Origin of the sequence: Actinocorallia libanotica (assembly GCF_039525175.1) — a bacterium.
Lineage (GTDB): Bacteria > Actinomycetota > Actinomycetes > Streptosporangiales > Streptosporangiaceae > Actinocorallia > Actinocorallia libanotica.
In genome coordinates this window covers 17,195-35,923 of the sequence record NZ_BAAAHH010000055.1, presented here as the reverse complement: position 1 = coordinate 35,923, position 18,729 = coordinate 17,195, and the positions used below count along the sequence as shown (strand labels likewise).

Genomic DNA, 18,729 nt, shown 5'->3' with positions numbered 1-18,729 from the left:
CCGCGCTCCACCAGTCGATCCTGGCGCAGGATCTGCCCGCCGCACCGTCGCGCACCCGGCCGCGCACCAACCTGCCGGTACCGCTCACCAGGCTCATCGGCCGGTCCGGCGCCTTCGCCGAGGCGGCCCGGCGACTGGCCGCCGACCGGCTGGTCACCCTCACCGGGCCGGGCGGCGTGGGCAAGACCCGGCTGGCCCTGGAGGTCGCCGCCCGCGCGGGCGGCGACCACCCCGACGGCGTGTGGCTGGTGGAACTGGCGCCGCTGCCCGCGGGCACGACCGACCTCGCCGGCCTGGTGACCGCGGCCCTGGACGTCCACGACAGCGGCGCCCAGGCCCCGCTCGACCGGCTCGTGGAAGCCCTCGGCGGCCGGCGCGTACTGCTGGTGCTCGACAACTGCGAGCACGTGATCGAATCGGCGGCGGAACTGGCCGGGACGCTGCTGCGCGCCGTCCCCGGGCTGCGGATCCTGGCCACCAGCCGGGAACCGCTCTGCCTGCCCGGCGAGGTCGTGTGGGCCGTGCCGCCGCTGGCCGTGCCCGACCGGGCGGCGACCGACCCGGCCGCGCTGGAACGGGTGGCGGCGGTACGGCTGTTCGTCGAGCGCGCCTCGGCCGCGGCCCGGGACTTCGCACTCGACGCCGACACCGCCGAGCCGGTCGCCGTGCTGTGCCGCCGCCTCGACGGCATTCCGCTGGCGCTGGAACTGGCCGCGACCCGGATCCGGGCGCTGGGCGTGCACGGGCTGGTCGACCGGCTCGACGACCGGCTGCGGCTGCTGGCCACCGGGAACCGCGGGACGCCGCCGCGCCAGCAGACACTGCTGGCGGTGATCGACTGGAGCTGGGAGCTGCTCACCGAACCGGAGCGCATCGCCCTGCGCAGGCTGGCCGTGCACGCCGACGGCTGCACCCTGGAGGCCGCCGAGGCGGTCTGCGCGGTCGAAGGCGACATGCTGGACCTGCTGGCGCGGTTGGTGGACCGGTCGCTGGTCGTCATGACCGACCACGGGAGGCGTGGCCCCCGCTACCGGCTGCTGGAGTCCGTGGCCGCCTACTGCATGGAGCGGATGCGCGAGGCCGGAGAGCTGGAGGCCGTACGCGAGCGGTACCGCGACCACTACACCCGCCTGGCCGAACAGGCCGAACCCCACCTGTACGGGCCCGAGCAGCGGCGATGGCTGGACCTCCTGGACACCGAGGCCGCCAACCTGCGCACCGCGATGGAAGGGCCGCAGGCCCTGCGCGCGGCCAACGCCCTGGCCTGGTCGTGGTTCCTGCGCGGCAGGCTCACCGAGGCCAGGCGCTCACTGGAGACCGCGCTGACCCATGACGGCCCCGCGGAGCTGAAGGCCGGGGCGCGGGCCTGGCTGGCCGGGTTCGCCCTGCTGGAGGGCGACCGCACCGCCTGGGAGGCCTACCGCGACCCGCGGACCGACCCCGGCTGCCCCCGGGCGCTGTGGTTCCTGGGCTACCTCGGGATCGACACGGGCGAGCTGGCCGCCGGCGAGGAGATGGTGGAACGGGCGCTCGCCGCCTCCCGCGGGGGCCCCGACCGCTGGATCGAGGCCGCCGCGCTCCTGGCCCGCGCCAAGACCGCCCACGTCAAGGGCGACTTCACGGCCCTGGGACGCGACAGCGAGCAGGCCGTCGCGCTCTTCGAGGAGCTGGGCGACCGCTGGGGAACGCTCCAGGCCACCGTATGGCTCAGCGGGCTGGCGGAGATGACGGGAGACCGCCGGCGGGCGCGGGCCCTGCAGAACGAGGCCCTCCGCCTGGGCGAGGAGCTCGCGCTGTGGCCGGACGTCGCGGGCTGCTTGGCCTGGCTCGGCTGGATCGACCTCCAGCTCGGCGAGCACGCCCTGGCCCGCCGGCACTGCGAGCGGGCGCTGCGGCTCGCCTCCGAGCAGGGCGTGCACGCGACCCGCACCCTGATCGAGATCGTCCTCGGCTTCGCCGCCCGCAAAGCCGGCGACCTGGACCGCGCCGAGGCCCACCTGCGCGGCCTGGCCGAAGCGGTGGAGCCCGGAGAGACCCCGCTGCACCTGCCGATGGTCCTGGTCGAACTCGGCTTCGCCGCCGAGCAGCGCGGCCAGGCCGAGCGCGCCCTGGCCCACCACCTCGACGCGCTCGCCGCCGCCGCGCTCATCGAGGGAGGACGTGACCTGATCGGCGCCGTCGAGGGCACGGCCCGCGCCCTGGCCGCCGCCGGAGAGCACGCCGAGGCCGCCCGCCTGCTCGGCGCCGCGGACGCCTTCCGCGCCTCGTCGGGGATTCCCCCCGCCCCCGCCGAACGCGGCGATCTCGACCGCATCACCGGCCGGACCCGCGCCGGGCTCGGCGCCCAACTGTTCGACGCGGAGTTCGCCCGCGGCGCGAAGCTGACCTTCGACCAGGCCCGCGCCCTGGCCGCCCAACCGCGGACGCTCGCCGAGCAGACGGCCCACTGAAGCCTCTCAGCCGGCGGTACTGGGGCGACCGTTCTCCAGGTGCCCCATGAACACGACCTTCCGCCCGGCAAGAAGCCGGCACCCGATGCTGAACCGTCTCTTGATCTCGCGGCCGCCCTCACCGTGCTGGGCCGCCGCCCCGAACGAACCGAGGCGAAGCCGATCGAGGTCTTCGACCTTCGCTTCCACCTGGATACCGCACTCGCCATAGCGACCAGTGAGCACATCCAGAACCGCGTCCGGGACGAGGTGCACTCCTGCCTGCGCTGCGGCGAGCGGACCAGGTCGCCTACGTCGCCGCCACGGAAATCGGACCGCGCTGAGCACTCACATGAACAGGGAGTGCCGCCGATCCTCACCGGCGGTGACCGCCCCGCTCCGGAGAAGCCTGCGACCTCCGCATCGATACTCGCGTGCGCGGAGATGCTCCGATGGGTTCTGCGAGCCGAGCGGCGAGACGACTCACCTGCGCCACGCCTTGACTATGACCTCAGTGAAGTCATGGCACGTGTCATAGTCTGGGCATGATGAAGATCGCCGTGCTCGCGACGACGATCGTTGCGGCAGCAGCCTTCCTCGCTCCCGCCGCTCCCACGCTCGCAGCGCCCTACTTCAACAAGAGCGTCAAGTGCCAGGAGACGGACCCGGAAGGCAGGGTGATCCCCACCCGCGTCGGCAACTCCGCGCTCGGCCGGAACCACTTCTCCAGCAAGCACAACATCCGGACCTGCAAGATCATCAGCGCTGCCGTCCGCGACAAGGTCGACAAGAAGGAAGGGGGCCGCCTGGAGCACTGGGGCGTCGCCTACAAAGGCAGGCAGATCGTGGACTTCGTCGTCATCGCCCAGTACACGCGCAAGACGGCAGACCGCCAGTATGATGCGGGCGAAGGTCAGGTGATCGGCGTCGTCACGGCCTACTGCCGCCGCATGACCGAGTGCCCTGACTGGATGAACCCATGACTTCTGCGCACGACGAGCTCCGGAAGCAGCAGGCCGAGATCACGAGCCTGCTGCTCTACCACCTCCAAGAGCCCTTCACCGAATCCACCCATATCCGGGGCGTGCTCCCCGTCCCGCCCCCGGCCGAGGCCCTGCGCGTCGTCGTCGGCCCGCCGATCGGGCAGGACCCCGACAGCGTGATAGCCCACGAGATACCCCTGCGTGCGGGCGAGGACTACTTGACGGTGGAGGACATCGTCGGCCTGCTGCGCAGGCTACTGTCCACGGTTCAGATCGTCTCCAGCGGCCAGGTCGACACCGTGATGGGGGTCAGGACCATCCGCGTCGACCCGTCGACCGTGAAACCGGCGGACCCGTCCCCTGTCGACCGGACACTGACCATCCTGCGCTCCCTGACGTTCCCTTACTCCGAGAAAACGCCGGACCCGCGCCTGTGCGGCTTTTTGTACCGGGATCCAAACCGCCTGCGCCTCTACCTCACTTCCGAGGACGTTCCCGGCGTGACCGCAGTCGACCTACGGCCGTCCACCCCCGCCACCGCCCTGCTGGCGGCGGCGCCATCCTTGATCACCGAGGAGGAACGCAGAACGCAGGACGACACCGACCCGCACTGCTCCCGCGTGGTCGACCTCACCGACTGGTGAGATGGCTCGGAGACCCCCACGAACCTGTGAACGGAGCGTGTGGCCGTCTTCATCACTCGACCTCCGAGCCAGAGGCCGACGTTCACCGGCCTGCGGGTGCCCGAGCGAAGCACGCCCGCGCCAGATCGGAGCCAACCGTATGTCCCTCGCTGCCGGAAGCTCTGGGCATCCGGCCCGGCCTTGAAGTTTTACCGATCGAGAGCATCGGAAGGACTGCAGGCGAAGGCCGCCGGCCTGAGGGAACGGCTCAGGTGAGACCTGCACAGGCTTACCGGGGCGGCACGACAGGAAGCCCACGCGGCTGACGACCGGAGCCCTGATTCAGCCCTTCTCCCCCCGGTTCTGCAAGACCCTGAGGACGATCGTGGTGCTCACGGCGGCGATGCCGACCGCTGCGGGGCCCGCCTTCTCCAACGTCTTGCTCGAAGAGGCGATGCCGGCCGCCGCGGACCCCGCTTTCTCGAGCGCTTTGTTCCCAGCCTCCGCTGCCGCGTCCATCCACCCTCTCGCCTCCAAGGGCTGGTGTTCGGATTCGATCCCGAGCAGCTCGTGGAAATCATGGACGCTGGTCGCGACATGGTTTCTCGAACGCACCACAGCCGGGGATGTGGTCGGGTTCCATAGCAGCTTCGTGTTGGCCCTGTGGGCAGCCGCATCCATGCAGGCCAAGAGGGACTCGGTGTTCCGTGAGATGGACTCCAACCGGTTCTGCCGGTCGGCCCGCAGCCCCCGACGACGCGCGTCCAAGTCCTCCGGAGAGGAGTACAGCGCCCGGTCAAGGCCGAGCAGGTCGAACTCGACCTGCAGTTGGAGACCGCGGGCCAGGATCGCGAGCCACTCCTGGACTTCGCCCTCTGCCTTCCCGGCCGTCTCGGCGAGGTCGCCGATCTTGGTCTGTTCCCCTGTCTTCCTTGCGATCTCCTGCAGTTGAAGCAACGCGTATCCCTGAACGTCCGCGATCTTCCCCGACGCGTTCTGCACCTCCGACCACGAGTCATCGGTGACCCGGCCCTCGTGCTTTTGCATGGTCTTGGCCCGCTGGATCTGGAAGCCTGCTCCGATCATGTCCTTCCGCACGGTGTCATCAAGCTTGCGCAGTATGTCGTCGACCTTCGCGTCGATCCTGGCGAGGTAGGCGGTGATCTCGGCCAGGGACTGCTGCAGCGCCGTCTGCGCCATGATGCCCGCGACACCGGAGAGCATCGCCGGGTTCAGCGGCGATCCGGGTCCCTTTGCGAATTCGACGAACGTCCTGATTTGGCCGCCCGCCTCCCCCCGGACCACGCCGGTGAGGTTTCCGGTCTTCGAGGACTCCCTCAGCCCGTGTTTCTTGGCCAGGTGCGCCGATTCTCTGGTCAGCTTCACCCAGAGGCTCGAGTTGGCGGCGATCTCGGAGGCCGCCTGCGCTGCTGTGGTGCCGATTCCAAGGAAGGGTTTGAGCCGCTGGGTAAGGTCCAACGACGACGACCACAGGCCCTCTGAGAGGAGGAGTTTCTTGACAGCGACCGAATCCCCGGTGAGCAACAGGCCCTCGTCGTCGCTGATCCACTGAATCTCGCTGTCCATCGCCGGCTCCTAGAGTGACTCTTCGCGCATGGGGGTGGTCGAAGTCTCTCACCCGGGCCAACGGTGCGCCGGTTTTCATCACACCCCGTTCAACGAGCCCCACCAACTCGTTGGTCACCGCCACACCGACAATCGGTGCGTCGATTTCCGAAGTCGGTTGCGCAGATTCTCGAACTCCTGTGCGCGGCGTTGTGTGATCGTTAGCTAAGAGTAGAAGCCGTCCCAGAAGGTGCCGGCGCTCGCACCTTGCGCTGGTGGTGCTGCTTGAGGTGCTGACTGGCAGGCTCCTACGTCATGTCGAAGTGGCCGCGGACGCGGCCGCAGGTGTAGCAGGTAAAGATGTAGAAGCCCCACTCCGAGTTCGGCTGGATCTGTTTCGGAACGCGGCCCCACATCCACGGCTCGGCGCCCTCGACGACTTCCAGAAAGCAGGCCTGCGGATCGGATGGGGCGCGGGAGATGAACTCGGCCTGACTCCATTCGCCGATGTAGACCATCGCCGCCGCGCAGCAGAAGAGCCACTGGTCGCCCTGCCAGGTCACGTATGTCGGGGTCCGCACCAGTTCGAGCAGGACGGTTGTCGGGATCATCACGCCGACCCACCCTTCGCCGTTCGGGTCGGTCAACGCAAGTCCCGGTCCGGCGGCCCTGAGTCCGGGCGCGCCGTGGGTGACTCCGTGGATCGCGCCTTCCCAGCGGACCATCCCGTACTCGGTGTCCTTGGTGAACGCTGCCCTACCGTTTCGCAGGCAGGGCACACATGTCGCGGGTCGATCGCCGAGCGGCCGGATCGGCGCAGCCGCCGCACAACCGGGACATTTCACACTGACGCCTTCGTGCTTATTCGCGGGAACTGCGAACTCACGCTTGCAGCCACCGCAGGTGTGAATGACATCCGTTCCGGTGCCGAGCCTCAGGCGGTCTGAGCCCGAGCGCCCACACAGCGAGCAGGTCCCAGCGGGGATATACCCACTAGCGGTGGCAATGGAAGCGCCGAACAACGGAAACTCATGCACGGTTTGATTCCTCCGAAGGATTAATGCCGTTCAGCTCGGCGAGCAGGCCGTCTGGGCATCCGGCCAACTCGGCCGGATCGCACTCCTGGCTTTCACCCGCGGTACCTCCGGCGCCCTCGGCGCCGCCCTCATCCCCTACTGGATCAACCGCTAACCACCCCGATGGCTGCGGACGGAGACCACCGTCCGCAGCCATCGGGCTCAGTGTTCCGGGCTCAGGATCCATATGGACTTCGCTCGGTTGGTTCATTGGTGGCCGAACGCAAATCGACCAGATAACCGCTCACCATGTCGATCATTTCGGAAGGTACCTCGGCCGGCATCTGCTGGAGACGCTCGAGGAGGAGGGCGACATCCAGAATGCCTGACTTGATCAAGGACAAGACGTAGACCGTGTCCTTCTCCCGGCCGGCGACAGCCTTGGCCACGGCGAGATCATGCGGATCCGGGGCGAAGGCAAGAACGTCATCGGGCAATCCTTCGAACCGAACAAGCCTGTCTCTCCAGCCGGCAGGGAGCTTGGCCGTCTCCAGGCCAACGCCTTGGGCGTAGACGTCGTGTTCTTCGTGGTAGCGCGAGTATTCGCCGAGCGCTCCGTCGACGATGTCCGACTTCTCTTCGTCCCCGTCGAGGAAGGTCACATCCACCTCGATCGACGCCGTCGCCTCTGCGGGCAGCCTCGCCTCCGGTACTGCTGCGAGGATGGCCTGGCTGCCGATCACCAGGATCTCGCCGCCGAGCCTGCTGCCGATCAATGTGAGGAGTTCATCCAGTTCCCTGCGCTTCACGCCCTGACACTAGCCTCCACCGACCCGACTGATCAGCCGTTCGCGCGAGCCCAGTGCCTTCGGAACTCCTCAAGAAGACGCTCGCGATGCTCCTGCTCGAGCACCCCGGCGAACGGCGCGTTCTGCCGCAGCTCAACCGCCTCGGGATCACGCGACAGGAGTACCTCGATCACCGCATCGACTCCGGCGTCGAGAATGATCGACCATCGAACCAGCCAGGGATTGCGACCCCAGCCCTGCCCGTCCCGCATGCGCTGAAGGTTGCGACGAGCGATGGCCAGCACACGATCGGGATCGGATTCCAGAGCCGAGACGACAGCGCGGTTCAACCACAGCGACCGCTCAGCCTCTCTGGACAGCCGCCGCCGCGCGGCGTTCACGAAGCGCTCGACAGCCTCATGATCCGCGTCCACCAGCAGCCCATCCGACATAGCCGAAGCATACCCACGGGCATTACCACCCAACATCACCAAGATACGCAGCAGGCTACGTGAACAAAGCAGAAGAACCGTCGGATGCACCCGGATCGCCCGCCATATCGGCACCGGCCAGCCGAAGCAACGCCAAGGCCACCACAAGCTCGACAACCCGGCGAGACGGCCGTGCTCAGGCCAGGCGCCCAGTGGTGGGTAGAGCACGCGGCGTTGTCCAAGGCCGATCTCGTGCGTCTTATCGATCGGACGGCACCAGCCCAGGTGCAGGCCTGTCTGAAGATGATCTCAGTGCACTCCCCGTCCTGATCGGAGCGGGAGATCCCGCTATGGACGTCTTCGCCGCGCCCTGCGATCGCGATCTTGAGCACGGCTATCGAAGCTCGGCCGCAACTCCTACCGACTCATTCGGGAACTCCAGGTGGCCCTTGGGCGCGGCGTCGTCAGAGCGGCGAGCGCCCCGTGTTCGTCCACGCCGCTGGGCCAGTGCCGTCCCACTGTGGTGGGTGCCTGTTCGACCTGCTGACCGCCCGGCCGGACCATCCTGGAGAAGCTGCTCGCGAACGTGCCGGAGAACGAGACCGACAAGATCCTTGAAGAGGGCGCCCTGAATCTTCTCCGGGCAACCACGAGACCCCCATCTGCAGGCCGGGAACCACCGGTCGGCCTCGGGACCGTTCAACGAACCGATCGCCCCACGGCCATCTCACGTGGTCCCTCGTCTCGTCCTTCCTCAAGCTGCCCCGCAGCATGCCCATCAGCTGCGGTCTGGACAAGGTCTGCTTCCCCGCCCAATCGAACTCGACACGATCGGCGAAGGCGCCGTCCAGTTCGCCACCCGCACGATGATCGAGATCGAAGGAGGTGCCAAGCCCGCCTGCGTGGCCGAGGCGGTCAGCCGCTATTACTCCTGACCGGTGGCGCCGCGAGAGCGTGAGCGCGTCTGCCCTCGGTGCCAGGTCAGGTCACGCTGTGGCGCAGGTGGGTGCGGTAGGAGTACGGCTCCGGCAGGAACCAGCTGATGGCCGGTTCGACGGGAGTGCCCGCGGTGTCGAGGTAGAGGCGGTCGATGCGCAGCAGAGGGTGCCGACGGCGCGGCTCAGATGGACCGCTGTTTCGGGGTCGGCGAGCGTGACCGTGATGCTCGGCCTCGGCGATCGGCGCGGACAGGAACGTTGTGTTCGACCGTCACGTCGGGCATGGAGCACCTCCTCTACCGAGGGTGGGCTGGCGGCGTGCCTCCGGGCTTTTCCAGAAAGGATCCCGTCACCGGCACACCCGAACGGGGGGATTTCTCTTCGCCGCACCCGTCCATTCGGAAGCGAGATCAGCGCCACGAGGCTTCGCTCTCCGACTGCGGCGGCCTGCCCCTCCCGAGAGGCGCCGCCAGGATTCCACCCCCGAATGGGGGTGGCGCAGGTCACATCCGGCTCCTATCTTCGAGACCGAGCCTCCGCCGGCCGATCCCGGCACGGCCATGGGTCCTGCGGACCGACGCGCTGCCGGGAGCTTTCCCATCAAGGCGACCAGAAGGAAGGTGACGCGGCATGACCGCACTGCCGAGCTACAGTTCCGGAGTCTCATCGGCGCCGCTGCTAGGGGACACGATCGGGGTGAACTTCGACCGGACGGCCGCCGCCCACCCCGACCGGGAGGCGCTCGTCGACTGCGCAGCGGGACGGCGCTGGACCTACGGGGAACTGGCCGCGGAAGTGGACGCGGTGGCGCTCGGGCTGCTGGAGTCGGGTGTCGGGCAAGGGGACCGGGTGGGAATCTGGTCGCCGAACCGGGCCGAATGGGTCTTCGTCCAGTACGCCACGGCCAAGATCGGCGCGATCCTCGTCAACGTCAACCCCGCCTACCGCCTGCACGAGCTGGAATTCGTGCTCCAGCAGGCCGGGATCAGGACGCTCATCGCCACGCCGGGCTTCAAGACGTCCGACTACACGGGCATGATCGCTGAAGTCCGTCCGCGCTGCCCGGAGCTGCGGGACGTCGTCCTCATCGGGGAGGAGTCGTGGGACGCCCTGGTGGCCCGCGGCCGGCGCGCCGACGCCGCGCGGCTCGCCCAGGCCGGGGAATCGCTGTCCGCCGACGACCCGATCAACATCCAGTACACCTCGGGCACCACGGGCTTTCCCAAGGGCGCGACCCTGTCCCACCACAACATCCTGAACAACGGATTCTTCGTGGGCGAGATGTGTGGTTACACCGAAGCCGACCGGATCTGCATCCCCGTGCCCTTCTACCACTGCTTCGGCATGGTGATGGGCAACCTCGCCGCGACCAGCCACGGCGCCTGCATGGTCGTCCCCGCCCCCGCCTTCGACCCCTCCGCCACGCTGCGCGCGGTGGCGCAGGAGCGGTGCACGTCGTTGTACGGGGTGCCGACCATGTTCATCGCCGAGCTCAACGACCCGTCCTTCGACGACCACGACCTGTCCGGCCTCCGCACCGGGATCATGGCCGGGTCGCCCTGCCCGGTCGAGGTGATGAAGCAGGTCATCGAGAGGATGGGCATGCGGGAGGTGTCGATCTGCTACGGCATGACCGAGACCTCACCCGTCTCGACCCAGACCTCCGTCGGCGACTCACTCGAACGGCGGGTGTCGACCATCGGACGCGTCCACCCGCACCTCGAGGTGAAGATCACCGATCCGGCGACCGGCGTGACGCTGCCTCGAGGCGTCCCCGGTGAGCTGTGCACCCGCGGCTACTCGGTCATGCTCGGATACTGGAACGAGCCCGAGAAGACCGCCGAGGCCGTCGACACCGCCCGCTGGATGCACACCGGCGACCTCGCCGTCATGGACGAGCACGGCTATCTCAACGTCACCGGCCGCATCAAGGACATGGTCATCCGCGGCGGCGAGAACATCTACCCGCGCGAGATCGAGGAGTTCCTCTACACCCATCCCGACGTCCTCGACGCCCAGGTCATCGGCGTCCCCGATGAGAAGTACGGCGAGGAGCTCATGGCCTGGATCCGGCTCCGTCCCGGCGCCGCCGGCCTCACGGCCGAGCAGCTGCGCGACCACTGCACCGGCCGCCTCGCCCACTACAAGATCCCCCGATACGTGCGCATCGTCGAGGAGTTCCCCATGACCGTCACCGGCAAGATCCGCAAGGTCCAGATGCGCGAGGAGTCCATCGAACTCCTCGGCCTCCACACCGTCGCGTCCAGCGAACACGCCTGACCGGCGGACCTTGAGCTACGGCAGTTGTCCCGCCAGCCGGGCGGCCATCACCGCCTCCGCCCGGCTGTGCGCGCCGAGCTTGACCATGGCCGACCGGAGATAGCTCTTCACGGTCTCCGCTCCCACCCCCAGACGCCGGGCGATCTCCGCGTTGCCGCACCCCAGCGCCGCGCAGCTCAGCACGTCCACCTCCCGGGGCGTCAGCCGTACCGATGCTTCAGCCGAGCGCTCCGGCGAGAGCAGCTCCGATATCCCCAGCAGCTCCGCACGCAGCGCAGGCGAGTCGGCCCGCAGTGCCAGCAGCCGCAGTTCCGCATGCGCCAGCCGGACCGCCTCCCACTCCGCGGTCGACGGGCGCTCGTCCGCGTCCGCGATCCCTTCCATCAGCGCGATCCGCCGATCCACTTCGTCGGAGACCACGAGTTCCTGCTCCATCCACCGCGCCGCGTCGACCAACCCGCGCAGCACGTCATCCCCTATGTTCACCGCGTCGCGCAAGGCCGCGTAAAGCACGGCCCGCGCCGTCCCCCGGACCACGACCGGCACCGCCGCCACCGCACGCAGGCCCTCGGACCGAACCGCCACGTCATAGTCATGGCTGATGCTCCGGGAGGCGCAGTAGTCCTGCACCGCCAGCACCCGGCCCAACGAGGCCGCCTTGCCCCCCAGCCCGGCTTGGGGCTCGATCAGCAGCCCCCGCAGCGCGTTCGTCGAGGCTCCCGCGAGCTCGGAGAGCCGGAACCGCACCGCCCCGGTCCGGCCTTCCACGCCGCCTCCGAACGCCACCGGAACTCCGGTCACCTGGCGCAGCCGCCCCAACGCGGCCTTGACCACCGGCCTCTCGTCTTCCCGCCTCGCCGACCCGACACCCATGAGCACACTCCCAGGTCGTCCACAGGCCGCCTGCGCTCAGCAGCCCTACCCATATTGTGTTCTCCCCGCGCGTGCGGGGCCGAGTTCGCTGCTTGCCGGCCAACGGACTGGATGCGCTGGGCAAGTCCTCGACGCACTCTCACGTACGGGAGTGGGCGAGGTCTTGCCCAAGCCGCCCACAACGACCTGAGCCATCACCCGACTGATGCCACGAAGAGCCGGCTGAGCCCACCGAAGGAAAGCTCCTCGATTCCCCTCACCCCGGTATCGACATCGCGCATCGAACACGCCAAGGCTCCGACCAGCGGTGATGTCCACCGGTATCTGAATTTCGGCGCTGTGCTCGAGCCTGTGACCAGCGACTTCACAAACGATCTTGTCGACCTGCCGTTGCAGTGCCAAGCTCGGGCGGAGACGGCTTGGTCCTGGACGTGCGCAGCAACGACGGACCGGGCAGCCACACCGTCATCGTCCACCGGGAGTGCTTGGCCGAACGGATCCGCCCCTCAGGAGGTCAGACGAGGTCGGGCTTCACTGCGATCCAGGCTCGGAGCTGTTCGATGAGGGCCTGGTCGTGGAGGTCGGGCAGGTGGTGGGCGGCAGCGTTGATCAGGTTCTTGGCCCGACGTGAAGTCCGCATCGCCGGGAGGTTCTCGGCGCTGAGGACGCAAGGTGTCCGTGCTTGGTCGAGAGTGATCGGGAGGGCGTCGATGCAGTCGCGGACGACCTGGTCCGCGGTCGGCAGGACTTCGGTGAGAGCGGAGGTATAACCGCGGGAGCGGAGAGACGAGGTGAAGGCAGCGATACGGATGGCCGTCTCCTCGGGCGAAAAGGCACCTTGCTCCTGGGCACGACGGATAGCCCACAGGTAGAGGTGCGCGGCGTCGAGGCGTTGATCGGCCCGGCTGTGGATCGCGTGCTCGATCTGGAGGAACAGCCGAAGCCACCAGTTGGCCGCGTCCTGCGAGCTCGGCTGGTGGCGGCTGATCCATGCCAGGCGCTGCTGCTCGGACGCCTGAAGCAGGTGCCTGACGCGCTGCCGGTCGATGGGGAAGCCCCGGGACATGCTCGCCACGGCCTCGGCGCGCAACGGGGCGATGATGTGGTCCACTTCGCCGTCGGCGACGAGGATGTGGACGGCGGAGTCCGGCTGCCAGTACTCCTGATATCCCTCGCCCGTGCTCGGCAACTCGGCCAAGTCGACGCCGAGGTCCGTCAGGGCCGCTTGCAGGTCGGCGAAGCGGAGGGAAGCCTGGAGCGGGCCGTAGCGCTCCCGGATCGGCACGGCTGCGACCTCGGGTCCGGCAGAGCGCAACCGGTGCAGCTGCACGGTGAAATGGGTGCCCCGCCACGTCGTCCGGCCGGGGCCGCGCTCCCAGAAGAAGTCGACCAGGCCGTGGTCGCGCCACATCTGCCCCTTGCTCCGGTTCACCGCCGGGGTGGCGCCGAGGATCCGGTCGACGTCTTCGGGGCTGCTGGTGTGGTCGGCGCCCAAGACCGCTCCCCGCACCACGACGTCGATCGCGAACTCCAGCGTGCTCATGCCTCCGGCCCGCCCACGCCGATCGCGAAGCCCGGCATCTCATCCCACGCGACCGCCGCCCAGAGCTTGGCCGGCGCCGCCCAGATCCGATGGACCAGCGCCCAGTCCGGGACACCGCCGCTCAGCGTGATCGTCGCCAGGAGGTCACAACCCCAGATCCCGTGTTCACCGTCTGGGTCAGCCTCGAAGACCGACTCGGCGATGGAGGCGATCCCAACGTGGATCTCCAGGTTCAGCCGGCCGGGCACTTCTCGTCCGGGGTGCGCTTTCGTCGCGAGCCGGTACGCCGCTACCTCTGGGTCGAACGGCCCAAGCCATTCGCCCGGCAGCGGGCCACCAGTCCTGAGCACCTCATCAAGGAGATGTTCCAACGCCGCCCGGCCGGTCTCCTCTGACTCCTCCTGGCTCACCTGGTGCACCGCGAAGAAGAAGTGGATCGCCCCCTCAGTTCCTGCCGACGCCGATCGGCGCCGCGAGAACGTCGGCCGCACCAAGGCAAGGTCGGCGGTCGCCGACCCGTCGACGACGACAAACGCGCCGCCGTCCTCGGCCGCCACCGCCGCGGAGCACAGCCCATAGCCGCGGCCGTTCCATTGCTGCTCATACCCCGGCTTCGTCACCGAACCGCCAGCCTCAGCCCGCTACCGCCGAATCCGTTTCGATCCTCCTCGCGGGCCCAAATTCCTGAGCCATGTCGAAAGGCCGGGCGAAGATCACGACCTTATCCGCGTGCGGCTGTCCACAGACCCAGCAGCGCGCCTCGATGATGCAACGCGTCGCCAAGGCCCCGTCGTCGACCTGACCGAACAACACAGCTTCCCGACGGTGCCGAAGCGTGATGTGCAGAATGGCCGATCCTGCAATGACTTGGCAGGAAGCCGCGCGAGCGGGGATGGGCGAGGCGGTCATACACGCTCCCGAAGGATGAGGAAGCCTGTTGTCGGGATGTTCCATCATGGCCGATTCACCCGGATTAAGACGCGCGTAGGCGGAGATCCGGCCCTTGGTGACCCCCCTCCGCTCTGCCTGGGGAAGCCTCGGGAGGCCGAGCGGAAAAGGACCCGTGCTCCGCGCGGGCACCTCGCCGCTCAGCCGACCCGTCCTCCTGGTTGCCGGGCCACCACCGCTTGGCCGTGCGCTACGAGCGCCACCGCCACCTGTCCGTCGCCTTCCTCACCATCGCAGCCGCTTTGATCTGCTATAAGAAGCTCTCCCGAATCAGTACATAAGTCATGTTCTCTGCTCAAACAAGATCGAACCGATCGAGGTTCATCACCTTGTCCCACGCCGCCACGAAGTCACGCACGAACTTCTCCCCCGCGTCCTGGTACGCGTAGACCTCCGCGATGGCTCGGAGCTGGGAGTGCGAACCGAAGACGAGATCGACGGCGGTGGCGGTCCACTTGATCTCGCCCGTGGCGCGATCCCGGCCGTCGAACACATTGTCATCAGAGGCCGATGCCTTCCACTCCGTGCCCATGTCGAGCAGGTTGACGAAGAAGTCGTTGGTCAGTGTCTCTGGCCGGTGGGTGAAGACGCCGTGCGGGGACTGCTGGAAGCCGGTGTTCAGAACCCGCATACCGCCGATCAGAACCGTCATCTCGGGAGCGGTGAGCATCAGCAGGTTGGCGCGGTCCAGCAGGAGGGTCTCCGGCGACAGTTTCTCTCCCGCTCGGAGGTAATTGCGGAACCCGTCCGCTTTGGGTTCGAGCACGGCGAACGAGTCCACATCGGTCTGCTCCTGCGAGGCGTCCGTGCGTCCCGGTGCGAACGGGACCGTGATGTCGTACCCGGCGTTCTTCGCGGCTTGCTCGACGGCCGCGCACCCGCCCAAGACGATCAAATCCGCGAGCGAGACCTTCGTTCCGCCAGCCTGCGAGCCGTTGAAGTCCTGCCGGATCTGCTCGAGAGTCCGCACCACCTCGGTCACCTCGGGCAGGTCGTTGACCTCCCAGCTCCGTTGCGGCTCGAGCCGAATCCTTGCTCCGTTGGCCCCACCGCGCTTGTCGGTGCCGCGGAAGCTCGCCGCCGCCGCCCAGGCGGTGGTGGCCAGCTGAGAGACGGACGATCCCGAGGCGAGGATCCTGGCCTTGAGAGCGGCGACGTCCTCGTCCGCGACCAGCTCGTGATCGACGTCGGGGACGGGATCCTGCCACAGCTGGGCCTCGGGAACCCACGGGCCGAGGTAACGGGAGAGGGGCCCCATGTCGCGGTGCAGCAGCTTGTACCACGCCTTGCCGAACGCCACCGCGAGCTCGTCCGGGTTCTCGTGGAAGCGCTTCGCGATCGGCGCATAGATCGGATCGACCTTCAGCGCGAGGTCCGTCGTCAGCATGATGGGAGCGTGCCTCTTCGACGGATCATGAGCATCAGGCACAGTGTTCTTGGCCGCCGGATCCGTGGGAGTCCACTGCTTGGCGCCGGCGGGGCTCGTCGTCAGCTCCCAGTCGTACTTGAACAGGTTGTCCAGGAAGCCGTTGTCCCACTTCGTCGGCTCGTAAGTCCATGCGCCTTCAAGCCCGCTGGTGAGCGCGTCGCCTCCCTTGCCGCTGCCGTACGAGTTCTTCCAGCCGAGACCCTGCTGCTCCAGCGGGCCGGCCTCGGGCTCCGGGCCGATGTACTCGGGATCGACCGCACCGTGGCACTTGCCGAAGGTATGGCCGCCGACGATGAGCGCAAGCGTCTCCTCATCGTTCATCGCCATGCGCCCGAACGTCTCGCGAATATCCCTGGCGGCGGCCACCGGATCCGGGTTGCCGTTGGGCCCTTCCGGATTGACGTAGATCAGTCCCATCTGCACGGAGGCCAGAGTCCCGGTGAGCTCCCTGTCGCCGCTGTAACGCTCGTCTCCGAGCCAGGTGTCCTCGGGTCCCCAGAAGATCTCCTCGGGCTCCCAGATGTCTTCTCGCCCGAAGCCGAACCCGAAGGTCTTGAACCCCATCGATTCCATGGCGCAGTTGCCGGTGAAGATCAGAAGGTCGGCCCAGGAGATTTTCCGGCCGTACTTCTGCTTGACCGGCCAGAGCAAACGGCGCGCCTTGTCGAGGCTCGCGTTGTCCGGCCAACTGTTGAGGGGGGCGAATCGCTGAGCGCCCGTGCCGCCGCCGCCTCGGCCGTCCTCGATACGGTACGTCCCCGCGGCATGCCAGCTCATCCGGATGAAGAGCGGCCCGTAGTGGCCGTAGTCGGCAGGCCACCAGTCCTGCGACGCCGTCATCAGATCGAAGATGTCCTGTCTCAGCGCGTCGAGGTCGAGCGTGGCGAACTCTTCGGCGTAGTCGAAGTCCTCGCCCAGCGGACTGGACCGGGGACGGTGCTGATGGAGAACCTGAAGGTCCAGCTGATTCGGCCACCAGTCCCGGTTCGTCCTGGGGCGCGTCGGCGTGACGTCCGGGGAGGGAATGACCGGGTTCTCGCTTTCACTGCGGGACACGTCCGTCCTTCTTTCTCTCTCGGTGTTTCCTTCTGCTGGCTGCTTGCTCTTGACGTTGGTCGCCGGTCGCCTTGCCGGTGTCGCTGCGACCCGCACTCGTGGCGCGCCACGGCACCCGCAGGCTGGAAACGCCCGACCGAACTCGCGGCAGTGAAGGCAGGACCGGCGGCCGACGAGAACCCTTCTTCACGCACGACACTGGTGATCGATCCTGTTCCGGAGTCCACATGGTCGAGCATCACAGATCCCATTGCCATGAGCACATGCAGTGAACACGCTGCAGCTCTGTGCGGCTCCCACCGCGCCTTGTTCGGTTATGCATCGCCGCAGCCCGCAGGGGTCCGGTGACGCCCTGGGCTGCCTGAGACGGTGCCGTTGGTGATTGTCTGGCTGGTCTATCAGGTGACGAGGAAGCTGCTCTCCGTCCCGACTGTGCCCCTGCACCGACAGGCGGCCAAAGACGCCGAATTTCTCGTCCTGCTGTCCTGTCGACATGAGAACACCGTGCTCCGTCGGCAGCTCACAGGTCCGGAGCGCTACGAGCCGACGGACCAATCGCCTTCCCCAGGAAACACCGGCTGTTCGCCCTGACGCTGCCCGAGCCGAAGCCGGGCCTGTACAACTGCTTGGATATGGTCGCCTGGCGGCATCGCGAGCTCGGACACCGCTTCGAACCCTGACCGACTCCGCCTCCGGACCTCGACCGCACCGCCCCGCGCCCAGCTCGCTGCCGAGGAAGCGGTCACACTGATCGAGGGTCTGTCCCAGCCCGCGCAAGGCCGCGGAGAGGTTACCGATGATGGAGTAGACAGTTCCGGGATACGGTAGTCACGGAGGGCCGACGGTCACATGGTTGATCTACTGCACGCCCCGTAGACGGCCCGAGCGATCTACTCGGTCCAGTCGTCCGCCGCCTGCTGAGTTCTGTTCTTCGCCGTTGCCGCGCACCTCCGCGCCCGCTCGGGATCGCTGCGGCGTGACGCGGTCGGCTAACGAGCAAGCCCGAGTGGCATGCGAGTACCGGGTTCGTACTCCGCTGATTCAGCCATAGGCGCTCCCTTCTCTTCGACGAATCCGCATGCTGCCGTGCATCCGCGCTCGTCGGTCGAGCACTACTACTCCCGCTACCCGAAGCCGCGATCGGTTAATCCTCGGCGCCTGAAGCCGACTGTGTGAAGCACTGGAACGAAGACGCCGGCCCGTTCGAGTGGTCGGCCGCCCCAGACGATATCTTGGAGAAACCCTCGATGCTCGACCGCGAATACAAGAAACTCGTGGCCAACAACCTGAAGTAAAAAAATCAGTTAGTAAGTCACTGGAAATCGAGTGGTGAGGGTGGTGAACTCGTCCGCTATGCGGCGGGCCTCGGGGAAGCTCGTGCCGTAGGAGAGGGCCGCAGTGGTCAGGCAGTGGAGAATGCCCCAGAACATGATGGCGGCTTTATCGAGGTCCGCGACACCGAGGAGGCGGAAGTCGTCGGCGAAAAGACGTGTGGCGAGAGGGATGATTTCGCTGCGAGTCCTTGGACTACTGAATCCGTGGAGGAGTTGAGGTGGAAGAGATCCCTCCGTTGTTCTCCAAGACCGGACTCGTCTACCAGCATGGCACCAAAGGCGACCGCTACGGCATGAAATGCACCTGCACCACATGCAGAGCATTCGCAGCCGACTACCAACGTGAATGGCGACGCAAACGCGCCGAAGAACGTAATTCCAGCGGAAAGCTCCTCAAGACCGACATATGGCGACGGGACGGCACCGAGTTCCTCGGCACCATCACCGTCACCGCCCTGTTCATCTGGCTCCGCACCTGATCCAAGAAACAGA

15 protein-coding genes are annotated in these 18,729 nt (G+C 67.5%); 5 read left to right on the top strand and 10 right to left on the bottom strand.

Annotated features, from left to right (window positions below; translation table 11 throughout):
• Positions 1 to 2,450, top strand: a 2,450-nt coding sequence (locus ABD140_RS36615; protein WP_344247013.1) for an ATP-binding protein, incomplete at its 5' end; no start/stop codon positions are given.
• 6 nt (positions 2,451 to 2,456) lie between these two features.
• Here the strand turns inward: ABD140_RS36615 and ABD140_RS36610 are convergent.
• On the bottom strand, positions 2,457 to 2,705 hold the full coding sequence (locus tag ABD140_RS36610) for a hypothetical protein (protein WP_344247011.1): 249 nt from the start codon (positions 2,703 to 2,705) through the stop codon (positions 2,457 to 2,459).
• Positions 2,706 to 2,974: 269 nt separating this feature from the next.
• Here ABD140_RS36610 and ABD140_RS36605 point away from each other — a divergent pair, with 269 nt between their 5' ends.
• Positions 2,975 to 3,412, top strand: a complete 438-nt coding sequence (locus ABD140_RS36605; protein ID WP_344247009.1) for a hypothetical protein — start codon at positions 2,975 to 2,977, stop codon at positions 3,410 to 3,412.
• Positions 3,409 to 4,056 (top strand): hypothetical protein, encoded by a 648-nt coding sequence (locus ABD140_RS36600; protein WP_344247007.1) that lies wholly within the window; start codon positions 3,409 to 3,411, stop codon positions 4,054 to 4,056. The genes ABD140_RS36605 and ABD140_RS36600 overlap by 4 nt, the downstream gene beginning before the upstream one ends.
• Before the next feature lie 321 nt (positions 4,057 to 4,377).
• Here the strand turns inward: ABD140_RS36600 and ABD140_RS36595 are convergent, their stop codons facing one another.
• The 4 genes from ABD140_RS36595 to ABD140_RS36580 form a co-directional block, all read right to left on the bottom strand.
• Entirely contained in the window at positions 4,378 to 5,622 is a 1,245-nt protein-coding gene (locus ABD140_RS36595; protein WP_344247005.1) for a hypothetical protein, read from the bottom strand.
• Positions 5,623 to 5,909: 287 nt separating this feature from the next.
• Positions 5,910 to 6,380, bottom strand: coding sequence for a CbrC family protein (locus ABD140_RS36590; protein WP_425544193.1), 471 nt, complete (start codon positions 6,378 to 6,380; stop codon positions 5,910 to 5,912).
• A gap of 473 nt (positions 6,381 to 6,853) precedes the next feature.
• Positions 6,854 to 7,426 carry a DUF6036 family nucleotidyltransferase gene (locus tag ABD140_RS36585; RefSeq protein WP_344247003.1) on the bottom strand — a complete coding sequence of 191 codons (573 nt, stop codon included), beginning with the start codon at positions 7,424 to 7,426 and terminating at the stop codon, positions 6,854 to 6,856.
• Positions 7,427 to 7,458: 32 nt separating this feature from the next.
• The gene (locus tag ABD140_RS36580) at positions 7,459 to 7,857 is read right to left on the bottom strand and encodes a hypothetical protein (protein WP_344247001.1); all 399 of its coding nucleotides are present in this window, start codon (positions 7,855 to 7,857) and stop codon (positions 7,459 to 7,461) included.
• A gap of 1,547 nt (positions 7,858 to 9,404) precedes the next feature.
• Between ABD140_RS36580 and ABD140_RS36575 the strand changes: the two genes are divergently transcribed.
• Positions 9,405 to 11,054, top strand: a complete 1,650-nt coding sequence (locus tag ABD140_RS36575; protein ID WP_344246999.1) for an AMP-binding protein — start codon at positions 9,405 to 9,407, stop codon at positions 11,052 to 11,054.
• A 15-nt stretch (positions 11,055 to 11,069) separates the two neighbouring features.
• Here ABD140_RS36575 and ABD140_RS36570 read toward each other — a convergent pair whose 3' ends face one another.
• The 5 genes from ABD140_RS36570 to katG form a co-directional block, all read right to left on the bottom strand.
• Positions 11,070 to 11,927, bottom strand: a complete 858-nt coding sequence (locus tag ABD140_RS36570) for a helix-turn-helix transcriptional regulator (RefSeq protein WP_344246997.1) — start codon at positions 11,925 to 11,927, stop codon at positions 11,070 to 11,072.
• A gap of 514 nt (positions 11,928 to 12,441) precedes the next feature.
• Positions 12,442 to 13,470, bottom strand: a complete 1,029-nt coding sequence (locus tag ABD140_RS36565; RefSeq protein ID WP_344246995.1) for a hypothetical protein — start codon at positions 13,468 to 13,470, stop codon at positions 12,442 to 12,444.
• On the bottom strand, positions 13,467 to 14,090 hold the full coding sequence (locus ABD140_RS36560) for a hypothetical protein (RefSeq protein WP_344246993.1): 624 nt from the start codon (positions 14,088 to 14,090) through the stop codon (positions 13,467 to 13,469). Before ABD140_RS36560 ends, ABD140_RS36565 begins: the two co-directional genes overlap by 4 nt.
• 13 nt (positions 14,091 to 14,103) lie before the next feature.
• Positions 14,104 to 14,379 carry a hypothetical protein gene (locus ABD140_RS36555; protein WP_344246991.1) on the bottom strand — a complete coding sequence of 92 codons (276 nt, stop codon included), beginning with the start codon at positions 14,377 to 14,379 and terminating at the stop codon, positions 14,104 to 14,106.
• A 334-nt stretch (positions 14,380 to 14,713) separates the two neighbouring features.
• On the bottom strand, positions 14,714 to 16,903 hold the full coding sequence (gene katG, locus ABD140_RS36550; RefSeq protein WP_344246989.1) for a catalase/peroxidase HPI: 2,190 nt from the start codon (positions 16,901 to 16,903) through the stop codon (positions 14,714 to 14,716).
• Between the two features lie 1,552 nt (positions 16,904 to 18,455).
• On the opposite strand from katG, the gene ABD140_RS36545 reads away from it, so the two are divergent.
• Positions 18,456 to 18,716, top strand: a complete 261-nt coding sequence (locus ABD140_RS36545; protein WP_344246987.1) for a hypothetical protein — start codon at positions 18,456 to 18,458, stop codon at positions 18,714 to 18,716.
• The last annotated feature ends 13 nt before the right edge of the window (positions 18,717 to 18,729 follow it).

Coding starts and splice junctions, on each gene's coding strand:
- ABD140_RS36605 (WP_344247009.1), top strand. CDS start 2,975: ATGATGAAGATCGCCGTGCTCGCGACGACGATCGTTGCGGCAGCAGCC.
- ABD140_RS36600 (WP_344247007.1), top strand. CDS start 3,409: ATGACTTCTGCGCACGACGAGCTCCGGAAGCAGCAGGCCGAGATCACG.
- ABD140_RS36595 (WP_344247005.1), bottom strand. CDS start 5,622: ATGGACAGCGAGATTCAGTGGATCAGCGACGACGAGGGCCTGTTGCTC.
- ABD140_RS36580 (WP_344247001.1), bottom strand. CDS start 7,857: ATGTCGGATGGGCTGCTGGTGGACGCGGATCATGAGGCTGTCGAGCGC.
- ABD140_RS36575 (WP_344246999.1), top strand. CDS start 9,405: ATGACCGCACTGCCGAGCTACAGTTCCGGAGTCTCATCGGCGCCGCTG.
- ABD140_RS36570 (WP_344246997.1), bottom strand. CDS start 11,927: ATGGGTGTCGGGTCGGCGAGGCGGGAAGACGAGAGGCCGGTGGTCAAG.
- ABD140_RS36565 (WP_344246995.1), bottom strand. CDS start 13,470: ATGAGCACGCTGGAGTTCGCGATCGACGTCGTGGTGCGGGGAGCGGTC.
- ABD140_RS36555 (WP_344246991.1), bottom strand. CDS start 14,379: ATGACCGCCTCGCCCATCCCCGCTCGCGCGGCTTCCTGCCAAGTCATT.